Here is a 12281-nt window from a genome sequence, read left to right on the forward strand (position 1 = left end):
TATAGCTTTCTACTAATGTATTGAATTGTTTGACTGCTAGTTTTTGCGAAAGACTAAGCAACCATTCTAATTTTATTTTTTTGAACACAAGCGATTGCCACTGCCGAAAACTCAGCCTCTTTTGAAATCATTTCTCTTAAGTCTTGTTTTAGTATTTCAATTCTAGCATTATCTCCAGCGGTTCTAATTACTTTGCTATTAATCTTTTTGATTTGATTTATTTTCCTTTCACATAGATTCCAAACAACTAAACGAGCATCTTTCAATGGAGTATGATTCAAATGATAAACATCTATAGAAACTTTCGCTCTAGAATAGTTCCAGGGTTCGTCTTCTTCTTCAACTGAGGGAATAGCTTTTCCATCATCAGAAAAGAAAAGCAGATCAGGATCGTTTGGATTAATTGGGTCTAAAAGGTAGATAACTTCATCATCTAATTCATCAATACATGTTGCAGGATTGCAACCTTCTCTTAATGGGAAAAACGAACCTTTACCAAAAGATATCTCTTCATCTGTATGTTTGTCTTTTCTTAATCGATTAGAATAAATAGAACTCAGTCTATAGTTTCTCCAATCATAAGCTAACCACCAATAACCATCTCGTTTAATTGACTTACCATTCTCATCAATGTTTTTAGCCTCATTTTTTGGACGAAAATGGTCAACATCCATATCAGACATAACCTCTTGGGCTTCAGAATACCAACATTTATTATTAGACAATTCTTTTAATACCAATAATAAATCCTGCCAAATAGGACTTGCTTTAAAAATAGCTCTCCTTTGTTCAAAAGTTTTACCAATCAAGGAATCTCTTAATGTTTCAGCATTTTCCTGCCAGGCTTCTGGCAATAAATTTTCAAGGTTACTTATATCTATCGTTCTCATTGTGAATCTTCTTTTAATAAATCTTCCAAAATGGAAACAGTTAAATTATCTTGTTTTTGTTGCTCTTCTTTTGTTTGTGGCATCGATTTGAACTCAGATAAATTAGCTGTTCTTTCAATAAATTTTGCGTATAAAGGGTCACGAGTATATTTATTAAAACCTAATTCCTCAAAGTACTTAGTGTATTTGGTTAATAACGTTTTTTCTTTTTCAGATAAATTACCACGTTTTTCTTTTACTTCTAATGAACGATATTCATTCAATTCATTTTGAGTCTCTTCATCCAAAGTACTTGGTAAATTAAAAAACTCGCTCGTTAAAATACCTGCTACACCTAAACCTTTAGGGTCAAAATCGGGCTCAAATGCTTCTATATGCTGATATTCTTTTTCTTCTTTGTCTGTTTTTTTAACAGCTTGAAATATTCTTATTTGCTCCTTGGTTAAACCTCCAATTACTAATGGATCGTGTGTTGTCATTAAAATTTGACTTGATTCGTCCTTTCCAGAGTATTTCTCAAGTAGATTCATGTACTTCCATTTCCATAAAGGATTTAAATGAGTATCTGGTTCGTCTAAAAGTATTAGGGATTCATCTTCTTTTGTAAAGCGTAACAACCCTAATACAGTCAACAATTGTTGTTCGCCTTCCGAAAGTTCTTTAAATGTAATATCTCCTTTAACGTTTTCCTTTTTTACTTTTACTCTTACTTCCTGTATTAAATCTGATATATAAGTACTCTCTAAACTTTTGAAAAACTCAGTATTAGTTAAATATTTAGTGGCGATTTCTTGTAACTTTTTCCTATTTGAAATATAAAGATATAGATGGTCTTGTTCAGGGTGTTTATTAAAGTCTTCTCTAACCTTTTCTTTATGAGAAATAGGGGCTAATGAAGCTTCCCATAATTCATTAAGAAATTTTCTGACAACTCCATCAGCACCCCAAAAATCAAGAGGATTATTATTTCTTTTCCAAATAGGTTTTTTTAAAACAAAAAGTACAGATTCAAAATCTATAATATTTAAATATTCTTTTAAGAAGTCATTGATTTTTTTCTCAGGAAATGCATAAAATGCCATTAGAACAAAATGACTATGTATTAATCGAGCATAAAAAAGGGGTCTTGAGGGTTGATCATCATTATCAAGTAGAGCTTTATAAAATCTTGTTTGATGTTTGTCAAAGTGTTCTAAAAGTCTATTACTGACGCCTGAGTAATATGAAAAAACATATCTTGGCAAATAATCCCTTTTATTTTCTCTTATCCCTTTTTTTGACAAAGCTTTAGTACCATAAGCAATTGTGTTTTTAATTTTAACACCTTTGTAAAATTGGAATTTTCCTCTTACATCTGGACCTCCTTTAACTTTTAGTAAATTCTCCTTACATTGATATTCTAGAACATAATTAAAATCAGTTGGATCTTCTAAATCTAAATTTCTGAAAATTATTACTAGAGCTTCTAACAAATTGGATTTACCTGCTGCATTTTGACCAAGAAATACAGTGCTCATAAATTCCTCATTAAGGTCTATTGAGAAATCTCTGAGGTTTTTAAACTCTTCTATGTAGATTTTGTCTATTCTCATGCTAGTTCTAAATACCCTTTTTCGTTTGCAACTTCTTTAATGGCATTTTCTTCCTCTATCTGCTTTTTTAATTCTGCATAAAACGCATCAATATCATTAGGGAATTTGGACATTTTCCAGAGGTCTTCAGCATGCAGTTTACCATTTTCTTTTAATAATTTTACTAAATCCATAAGTAAGGTTTTACTATTGTATTTTATTTCTCTTGAAGGCTTTTTTAATTCCTTATTGGTAGTTGGTTTATTTACTAACACATTGTTTTCTTCTCCTAATAATTCACTCAAAACCGATTGCATTAATTTTTCTGCATTAGTTTTACTGGCTTTTATTTCTTGTTCTAATGCATCACAATTAGCTAATATTTGATTTACTTTCTGTACTATTGCTTTTTGTTCTTTTAAAGGTGGTAATGGAATTAATACAGATTTGATTTGTGTCATATTTAAAAATGGCTGAGCACTACTCTTAGCAAGGCTTTTAAACAAGGCAATATGACCGTTAATAAAATGACATAAATATTCATTTACTATAATTTCACCAACTCTAAATCTGGAAATACCTGTAGTAGATAGCATTCCATAAGTAAAAGTGTCTGGAACTATACAAGCTTCTCCAATTCCTGCACCTACTTTAGAAAATAAAATATCACCTGCAATTACATTGTGCCTCAAGAATGATTGATACTTTTCTTCGCTAATATATTTCATTGAATCATCCTTAAACCGATAAGGTTTCACATTCATCATTCTTAATACAGGGACTCCTGATTCTATGTAATCTCTTTTTGTATTTATACTTGAGCCAAAAGGACCATCAACAAATGGTGAAGTCATTGCATTTCCTGTGCTTCCCATTCTACACCATTCCCAACTCTCAGGAATACCAAAAGGAATTTCATCTTTGGTAATTTTAGGCAAAGGTTTTTCCTTTTTAATTTTCTTTTCTTTTACAAGCTGCTCTTTTTCTGCTTTTATTTTTTTGAGCAACTCACTGGCAGGTTCTACAGTTGGGTTTTGTACTCGCCATTCTTTTGTTAATTTACCTTGTACAGCATCTTGTAAAATTGATTGGCGGAGTTTGGTTAGATATTCTTCTTGAGATTCTATTTCCAATACTAATTCTTGATTGCTAGCTTCCGTTTTTTCAATCTCATCTAATACTTTTCTTTGTTCTTCTTTAGAAGGAAGAAAGATGTCTAATTCAAAAATTTGCTTTGGGTGAATTCGTTTAGAGCCCACTCCTTTGGCTAAAGTCTCAAGTTTTAAATAAAAATCACCCTTTTTAAAGAAATAAAAAATCCATTCAGGATAACAAGATTTATCTATATCAAATGCTGGAATATCTAAACTAGATTCAAAACCATCTAATTCATCAGGCACAATACCAAAAGCACCTTTGTGTAAATTTTGTTTTCCATAAACAAATTGCCCTGCTTTTCGTGTATAGTATTTGGTTGCTCCTTTTTTATCTTTAGTAACAGGTCGTTTTTCTACACCAAGTACATTTAATTTGACTCTAAGACGTTTATCCGTACTTGGCTTTTCTGAAAGAACTTTAGATTCAGTTAAAAGTGTTCCTAACTTTACTTTTTTCCAATCTTTCATAAAAGAGCTTTTTTAATTTCAGCTAATAGCTTTGCACTTTTATCAAATGAGGTATCAATTTTTACTAAAAGTTCTTCTGTAGTAAATACTTTTTCAGCTTCTGAAACATGAGGGTTTTTAATATCAAGATTAAAGCTTCTTTCTTTAATTTCTTTTAAAGATACTTTCCAAGCATACTCATTTTCTTTGCGATCTTTCCACCATTTCTTAATATCATCAAAATGTTTAATATCCACAGGTCTAGATCTACTAAAATTCTTTATTCCTTCAGGGTAAGGCATTTCGTAATACCAAGTTTCTTTGGTAGGTGTTCCTTTTTCAAAAAACAATAAATTGGTTTTAATACCAGTATATGGATTAAAAACACCATTTGGTAACCGGACAATGGTATGCAAATTACATTTGGTTAATAGTTCTTCTTTAATTCTAGTTTTTACACCTTCACCAAACAAAGTACCATCAGGTAATACAACTCCTGCACGTCCGTTTTTCTTTAATACTTTAATGATTAGGGATAAAAACAAGTCGGCTGTTTCTTTAGTTTGAAACTTTTTAGGAAAATTCTTTTCTGTTCCGTCCTCTTCTGTTCCTCCAAAAGGTGGATTAGACAATACTACATTTACTTGGTCTTTTATACCATAATCGCTATAAGATTTGGTTAGCATATTACCTCTAGTAACCGCAGGTTGGTCAAAACTATGTAACATCAAGTTAGTTGTACACAATAAATGAGGTAAAGGTTTTTTCTCTACACCTCTTATAGATTCTTGTAATGTTTGAGTCGCTTTTGGATTGTCTATTTGCTTTCTAACATGGTCTATGGAACAGGTTAAAAAGCCACCAGTACCACATGCAGGGTCTAATACACTTTCACCTAATTGTGGGTCAACCATATCTACTATGAACTGGGTTACAGCTCTTGGAGTATAATATTCACCAGAGGAACCAGCAGATTGTAGTTCTTTTAAAATTGTTTCGTAAATATCATTAAATGTATGTCTATCTTCACTACTGTTAAAGTCAATTTTATCAATTTCATTAATTACTTGGCGGAATAGTGTTCCGTTTTTCATGTAGTTATAAGTATCTTCAAAAACAGCCTTGATAATTTTTGCTTGCTCAGTTTTAGACGTATCAATATCTTTTAATGCAGGAAATAATTCTGAATTGATAAACTCCATTAATTCGTCACCTGTTAAACCTTCATCATCAGCAGCCCAAGCATCCCACTTAAATTTTTCTGCAATAGGACTTTCATAATTATCTAAAGTATATTCCCATTCTTCTTCCTTATCTGCAAAAATTTTCATAAACAGCATCCAAACCATTTGTGAAATTCTTTGAGCATCTCCATCTACACCAGCATCCTTTCGCATGATGTCTCTAATTGACTTTATTATTGATGTTATGTTGCTCATTAAGCTATATTGTTTTTGTATAATTCGTTTTCTAATTCTTTTACTGCTATTTCAAAATCTTTAGGTTTTCCAAATGCTCTTAAAATTTCCATAGGTAAACCTATTTGATTTAATGGTTGTATTTTAATCACACTTTTATCTTCAATAGCAGAAACACCTTCATTTTCGTATTTGATTAACAAGCCTTCAATTACTTTTTGAGCCGTTTCTCCATATTTAGCAAAGTAATTACGCTTTCTTACATTATTTGCTCTTTCTTTTCTCGTTAAAGGTGGTTGGTCAAAAGCAATATGACAGATTAAATCAAATACATCTAGGTCTTTTCCTATTTCATCTTTTAGGGCATCTACCAAAATTCCGTTCTCTGCCAATTCTCCGTATAATTCTTCTTTTTTAGTAGAACTATTCCATTTTAAAATGAATTTGTCTAAAGAAGCGTATTCTTTTAATAAGTTCTTTCGAGTATAGTCTTTTAAAGATTCGGTTATCAGTTTTCCATCAGCACCATAATATTGAACTCTTTCGTTTGCGACACTTACTGGAATATCTTTGATGTAGTATTTCTTAGGTTCATCATCTGTTTCATCTATTAAAATATCAGGATCAATAAAATCTTCTTCAGGGATTGGATCTTCCCCGTCCAATATTTCAACATCTTCATTAACTGGAGGTACAACATCATCCTCTTCTGTAATAGGTTCATAAATTTGAACTGGGTCACCATCAAAATCTGGGTCAGCAAATAAGTTAGTTGCTTTTCTAAAATCCATAATGGTAAAAAACACTTTTCCGTCTGCTTCTCTTATTCGTGTTCCTCTACCAATGATTTGCTTGAACTCTGTCATAGAACCAATATTGGTGTCTAAAACAATCAGTTTTACCATTTTTGTATCAATACCAGTAGTTAGCATTTTTGAGGTGGTTGCTATAGTTGGTATTTGTTCTTCAACATCAGTAAAGTTTCCTAATTCCATTTTACCAACTTCGTCATCTCCTGTAATTTTCACTACATAATTTGGATGCTTAGTAACCAAGTCAGCATTTTCATTTATTAATGCTTGTCGCATTCTATTAGCATGGTCAATATCTACACAAAAGACAATGGTTTTAGCAAAACGATCTGTAGCTTTTAGGTATTCAGTTATTTTTCTTGCTACTAATTTAGTTCGTTCGTCTATTGCTAAATTTCTGTCGTAATCTTTCAGGTTATAAATTCTATCTTGAATTTCATTACCGTATTTGTCTAGCATTCCTTTTGTAGGACGCCAACCCTCATCAATAGTTGTAGAGATTCTAACAACTTTGTAAGGAGCAAGAAATCCATCTGCAATTCCTTGTTTTAATGAATAAGTATAAACAGGCTCTCCAAAATATTCCATATTAGAAACATCTTTGGTTTCTTTAGGTGTTGCAGTTAAACCAATTTGCGTAGAAGATGAGAAATAATCTAGAACATCTCTCCAAGCAGAAGCTTCAGAAGCACTTCCTCTGTGGCACTCATCAATTACGACTAAGTCGAAAAAGTCTTTACTAAATTCTTTGTAAGCATTTTTAGATTCGTCATTGCTTGTTAATCCTTGATATAATGCGAAATATATTTGATATGATTTATCAATTTTTCTGTTTTTGATAATGTGCATAATATCATTACCAAAAGGGGAGAAGTCTCCGTTTTTGGTTTGTTCTAATAATGCTGTTCTATCGGCTAAAAACAGGATGCGTTTTTTGACTTTGGCTTTATATAATCTCCAAATAATATTAAAAGCTGTATAGGTTTTACCTGTTCCTGTTGCCATTACCAAAATAATACGGCTTTGACCTTTTGCAATAGCCTCAATAGTTCTATTAATTGCGTTTTGCTGATAGTATCTAGGAGTCATCTCACTTTCATCAGAAAAGTAATCTTGCTCAACAATTTGCTTTGCAGTATCTGAAGTTAATTCTTCTTTATTTAGGTATTTATTCCATAATTCATCAGGTGATGGAAATTCATCTAAGTCTATTTCTTTTTCAATTTCTCCTTCTGTTTTAGTTCTGTCATGAAAGACAAAGGAATCTCCATTTGAAGTAAATACAAAAGGTATTTGCAACATTTCTGCATATTCCAAACCTTGTTGCATTCCAGAACCAACAGATTTTTTATTGTCCTTTGCTTCAATTATTGCAATAGGTACATTTGGTTGTATATAAAGGATATAATCTGCCCTTTTTCTTTTTCCTCTTGCGTATAGTTTTCCTTGAACAATTATTCTACCATCTGTAAATGACACTTCTTCACGGACTTGGGTTTGCATATTCCATCCTGCTTTTTGAATAGCAGGATTTATGAACTTTGTGCAAATATCTCTTTCGGTTAGGTCTTTTTTATTCAATTAATGATATTTAGTGGGGGAGTTAATGGTTGACCTAAAATAGCTAATCCCCTCTTAACAAAAAACAGAAAGCCGTAATTTGGGGTTTAAGGCTAAGTTTATTATGGTTTTAGCCCAAAACTGTAAGAAAAACCTACACTAATTAATACGCAATTGTCACCTCTGGGTAGTCCACTTTTTCAATAATGCCCATGTAGTTGCTATCCACCGTTCTGCTATACAAGTCTTTGGTCACTGGGTGCATGCTTAATTCGCCTTCCCATAAATCGTCTTCCAACACATGTTGTACATCATCCGCTGTATTACCATCATGCAACCAGGCATCAATATCATCTTCTGCAATGAGAACCGGACGGCGTTTTTTGTCGTTATGGACCTCCGCAAATTTTGGCGTAGCAGCCTTAGTCAACACCGTAAACGTCCAACGTTTATCTGCCGTATAGGTATAAATGCCTGCTAAGTACAGTGGGTCGCCATCCGTTCTATGCATATAAAAGGGCACTTTGTAGTCTTTACCCTTTACCTTCACTTTAGTGTTATGGGGTTCAAAAAAACCATCAATAGGGATCACACAACGCCGCTGCTCCCATGAATACCTATAAATAAAATGGTCAAAAAGCTTTTCTGATTTGGCATTGAGTCCCCCAAAAGTTTTTGGGTTTTTAAAATATTCCTTGTACTCGGCCTGCTTTTCTCGTGCTGGTAGCAGTCCCCACATAGCGGGTACCAAATGGTTGGGGTGTTCTTGGGGTATGATCCACATAATAGGATGGCTCCAACCATTGGCGTGGTAGTAGATCAGTTCTAAATCGGAGTCTTCATTTTTTAACACCGATTGTAGCTGTAAGCGTTTTTGTAGGGCTTCTTTTTTTCGGGTTTGACGGGTACTGTAGCACATGAAAGTAATTTACGAAATATTGTTTTGAGTCATTACTTTTTTTCATTGATGAAAAAAGTAAACAAAAAACCTCGGCTGATAGTTATTTTGTCCATTTTGTCTTGACACAAAACGGATTAAAAAGTCAAGAAGATTTTAATGAAATTTTTGGCCTTGCCAAAACCATGGATGCCACTATCGCTTCATGCTCTTTTTCGCGATGCGAAACGCACTTCCGCTGGTAGCACCATTATTTCTGGAAAATCTTCGGTCAAAATCGTTATCTACGATGATTTTCTCGAATTGTATGGAATCTTTTTAATTGCCTTTCTATCAACTTTGGAATTTGCTACGTTATTGAAAATAGGCCGTTGAAATGGTATTCTATTTAATTGTTGATTACTTCTCCGCAGCATAGGGAGCAAAAGCTTCGGAATTCAGCTTTTTAAAGCGCGAAGTTTTGCGAGTGGTTTTACGCAGTAAAAATGCCTCTGGAGAAGGCGTGTTTTTCTTTGTTTCGTTTCTTTTGCACGAACAAAAGAAATGAATATAGAATCCTTTTTCAATGGTTTTACTTTTTTCAATTGATGAAAAAAGTAAACAAAGAACTCGGCGGATGGTTATTTTGTCCATTTTGTCTTGACACAAAACGGATTAAAAAGTCAAGAAGATTTTAAGGAATTTTTTGGCCCTGCCAAAACCATGGATGCTACTATCGCTTCATGCTCTTTTTCGCCATGCGAAACGCACTTCCGCTGGTAGCACCATTATTTCTGGAAAATCTTCGAAAACTAAATGAGTATTAATTCGATAACAAACCATTTTCAATAGCAGGAATTCTAAACCGTTCTGTAGTTGCATTTTCATGCTCCTTTTTAAATATTTCTGCAGCTTGAGCAATCACTTCAGGGTGCTTATCCGCAACATTTTTGGTTTCAGCAGGGTCCGTACTAAGGTTGTAGAGTTCTAAAGTGGGTGCTTTATCATCTTTTAAATGTTGCCGAATCACTTTCCAATCCCCAATTCTTAAGGCTACTTGTCCGCCATATTCTGGAAACTCCCAATACAGAAAATCATGTACTTTTTGTTCTGAAGTATTCAAAAGAGTGGGTAAAAAACTAATGCCATCGGTTGGTGTTTCTTCTTCAAATTTCAATAAATCGTCTAGTGTTGCAAAGACGTCGTACTGGGCAGAAATATGATTCGTATGTGAACCAGCTGCAATCTGGTTTGGCCAACTAGCGAGCATCGGTACACGGATACCACCTTCATACACAAAACCCTTGCCTTTTCCATAGGCCTCACCAAAGGGTCCGGAACTATTAAAGTATGCGCCATCGGTACCACCAGAATAGGTTACCCCGTTATCAGAGCTGAATAAAATTAAGGTATTCTCATATAGTCCTACTTGTTTTAAATGCGCCACCAGTTTGCCTATATTCTCATCTAAATAGGATATCATAGCGGCATAACCCGCTCTTGGATTTTGATGTGGAAAATAGCCTTTGTCACCCAAGTAGGGTTCTTCTGCTCCAAACTTTTTCTTGTAATAGTCAACCCAGCGTTCAGGTGCTTGAATAGGGTTGTGGGGTATGGGTGTTGCCCAATAAAAGAAAAATGGTGCTTTCTTTTCTTTAGAAATAAACCCTAGCATTTGGTCAAACATCATATCTGGCGGGTATTCCTTTAGCGTAAAATTGGAATAACTATCTGGGTTATTAGGGTCTGCTCCTTCTCTAAGCTTTGTGCGTGGTGCGATGGTATCATTTTGTAAATGCACTCGATTTTCATTGTGATATAAATGCAGCGGATAATAGGTGTGGGCTTGGCGTTGACAGTTGTAGCCATAGAAGAAATCGAATCCCATTTTAGTAGGAATAGCATCGGTATGTGGTGCTCCTAATCCCCATTTGCCAATCATTCCTGTGCGATAGCCTTTTTCTTGTAGTAGTTTGGGAAAAAGGATAGTGTTAGCGGGTATGGGTCGTTGACCTTCTAAGGTAGAATCATGTGCCATGGCGCGGTAGTCCCAAACATCACCTCGTTCGTTCCATTCATCATTACCTCGTATGTAGGCATGGCCGGAGTGTTTGCCTGTTAATAGCATATAACGTGCTGGTGCGCAAACGGGAGCACTGCTATAATGTTGCGTGAAAAGCATGCCGTTTTTGGCAAGGGCATCTATATGTGGTGTTTCAATTTTTTCTTGACCATAAGCCCCAAGTTCTCCATAGCCCAGGTCATCAGCAAGAATGTAAATGATATTTGGTTTCGGATTTTGTTGCGTAATCTCTTTTTCTTTTGGAGCACAACCCAGCATTAAAGTCAAGAGAAATAAAAGAGTAGGAAGTAAGCTATGTTTAATATTCATCGAACTATTCAGGATTTTCAATTTCTTTTTTAAGCATTTGAAGCACCTGTTTTTTAGGTAAAGCTTCAATAGTTTGACCATTGCGGCCTGTCATGGTTTCTGCTGTAAAAAGGGAGTTTAATATGGCCTCTTCGGTAGCTTCAATAGTTGCTAAAAAGAGGGGTGTCATGGCTTCGTTTCGTAGGGTAGTATGGGTCTTTGTGTTGCCCTCAGCACGATATGGAATGCGACAACTTTCTGCCGTAGAAACCGCAATCACATAATCTCCACTACCATTACTGGCAATACCCCCAGTTTTTGCCAAGCCCAACATTGCCCGTTTAGCTAAGCGTTCTAAATTCCGGCTATCTAATGGGGCATCCGTCATGACGACCATCATACAAGAACCATCAGCTTCGTATTTAAAACTATCTGAATATCGCCCTAATTGTTTCCCCACTTGAGCTCCGTTTATCTCCAACACGCCCCCAAAATTACTCTGTACCAAAACTCCCAAAGTATAGCCACCTGCTTTTTTGGATAGTACTCTTGAGGCAGTGCCAATACCTCCTTTATACCCAAAACAAATAGTGCCCGTACCGGCACCTACATTACCTTCTTTTACTTCGCCGTTATTTGCATTTAAAATGGCATCTAAGACTGCTTTTTCATCTACATGGCGCCCTCGAATATCATTCAAATACCCATCATTAGTTTCGCCCACCACCGCATTTACGGAGCGTACATTTTCATTGCCCGGCAAGGCTAAACTATAGCCAACCAAGGCATCAATAGCGGTAGCTACGTTTAAGGTATTGGTTAGAACAATAGGAGTTTCTATATTCCCTAATTCTTTTACTTGTGAATAGCCTGCTAGTTTTCCAAATCCGTTTCCAATATAAATTGCGGCAGGAACTTTTTCTTGAAAAATATTCCCATCATGAGCTAAAATCGCGGTGACTCCAGTTCTGATATGTTCCCCTTCAATAAGGGTAGTATGCCCCACTTGCACTCCGGATACATCTGTGATGGCATTGAGGGCTCCTGGTTGCAACACTCCAATTTCGATGCCGTAATCGCGTGCTCGTTTTTGGTCTTGGGCAAAAGATAAAAAGAGCGAACAATTAGCGATGAAAATAAGGACGTAGGACTTACACATTTTGAAGTTGCTTTAAGGT

At 34.9% G+C, this 12281-nt stretch carries 9 protein-coding genes; 1 reads left to right on the forward strand and 8 read right to left on the reverse strand.

The window, feature by feature from the left end; all coding sequences use genetic code 11:
• Window positions 1-53: 53 nt before the first annotated feature.
• From RM520_RS03380 to RM520_RS03405, 6 genes are all read right to left on the reverse strand, one after another.
• Window positions 54-890, reverse strand: coding sequence for an HNH endonuclease family protein (locus RM520_RS03380; protein ID WP_311386978.1), 837 nt, complete (start codon window positions 888-890; stop codon window positions 54-56).
• Window positions 887-2482, reverse strand: a complete 1596-nt coding sequence (locus RM520_RS03385) for an AAA family ATPase (RefSeq protein WP_311386979.1) — start codon at window positions 2480-2482, stop codon at window positions 887-889. Before RM520_RS03385 ends, RM520_RS03380 begins: the two co-directional genes overlap by 4 nt.
• On the reverse strand, window positions 2479-4086 hold the full coding sequence (locus tag RM520_RS03390; protein WP_311386980.1) for a restriction endonuclease subunit S: 1608 nt from the start codon (window positions 4084-4086) through the stop codon (window positions 2479-2481). Before RM520_RS03390 ends, RM520_RS03385 begins: the two co-directional genes overlap by 4 nt.
• Entirely contained in the window at window positions 4083-5504 is a 1422-nt protein-coding gene (locus RM520_RS03395) for a class I SAM-dependent DNA methyltransferase (RefSeq protein ID WP_311386981.1), read from the reverse strand. The genes RM520_RS03390 and RM520_RS03395 overlap by 4 nt, the downstream gene beginning before the upstream one ends.
• A complete protein-coding gene (gene hsdR / locus RM520_RS03400; protein ID WP_311386982.1) occupies window positions 5504-7876 on the reverse strand; it encodes an EcoAI/FtnUII family type I restriction enzme subunit R in 2373 nt (790 codons plus the stop codon). Before hsdR ends, RM520_RS03395 begins: the two co-directional genes overlap by 1 nt.
• 142 nt (window positions 7877-8018) lie before the next feature.
• Entirely contained in the window at window positions 8019-8774 is a 756-nt protein-coding gene (locus RM520_RS03405; RefSeq protein WP_311386983.1) for an SOS response-associated peptidase, read from the reverse strand.
• 168 nt (window positions 8775-8942) lie between these two features.
• Here RM520_RS03405 and RM520_RS03410 point away from each other — a divergent pair, with 168 nt between their 5' ends.
• Window positions 8943-9128, forward strand: a complete 186-nt coding sequence (locus tag RM520_RS03410; RefSeq protein WP_311386984.1) for a hypothetical protein — start codon at window positions 8943-8945, stop codon at window positions 9126-9128.
• A gap of 427 nt (window positions 9129-9555) precedes the next feature.
• Here the strand turns inward: RM520_RS03410 and RM520_RS03415 are convergent, their stop codons facing one another.
• A complete protein-coding gene (locus RM520_RS03415; protein WP_311386985.1) occupies window positions 9556-11124 on the reverse strand; it encodes an arylsulfatase in 1569 nt (522 codons plus the stop codon).
• A gap of 4 nt (window positions 11125-11128) precedes the next feature.
• Window positions 11129-12262: a DmpA family aminopeptidase gene (locus RM520_RS03420; RefSeq protein ID WP_311386986.1), complete on the reverse strand. Its 1134-nt coding sequence runs from the start codon at window positions 12260-12262 to the stop codon at window positions 11129-11131.
• Window positions 12263-12281: the final 19 nt, after the last annotated feature.

It is taken from the genome of Croceitalea vernalis (assembly GCF_031846405.1).
In the GTDB taxonomy this organism is placed as follows: Bacteria; Bacteroidota; Bacteroidia; order Flavobacteriales; family Flavobacteriaceae; genus Croceitalea; species Croceitalea vernalis.

Coding starts and splice junctions, on each gene's coding strand:
- RM520_RS03420 (WP_311386986.1), bottom strand. CDS start 12,262: ATGTGTAAGTCCTACGTCCTTATTTTCATCGCTAATTGTTCGCTCTTT.
- RM520_RS03385 (WP_311386979.1), bottom strand. CDS start 2,482: ATGAGAATAGACAAAATCTACATAGAAGAGTTTAAAAACCTCAGAGAT.
- RM520_RS03390 (WP_311386980.1), bottom strand. CDS start 4,086: ATGAAAGATTGGAAAAAAGTAAAGTTAGGAACACTTTTAACTGAATCT.
- RM520_RS03405 (WP_311386983.1), bottom strand. CDS start 8,774: ATGTGCTACAGTACCCGTCAAACCCGAAAAAAAGAAGCCCTACAAAAA.
- RM520_RS03395 (WP_311386981.1), bottom strand. CDS start 5,504: ATGAGCAACATAACATCAATAATAAAGTCAATTAGAGACATCATGCGA.
- RM520_RS03380 (WP_311386978.1), bottom strand. CDS start 890: ATGAGAACGATAGATATAAGTAACCTTGAAAATTTATTGCCAGAAGCC.
- RM520_RS03415 (WP_311386985.1), bottom strand. CDS start 11,124: ATGAATATTAAACATAGCTTACTTCCTACTCTTTTATTTCTCTTGACT.
- RM520_RS03410 (WP_311386984.1), top strand. CDS start 8,943: ATGCCACTATCGCTTCATGCTCTTTTTCGCGATGCGAAACGCACTTCC.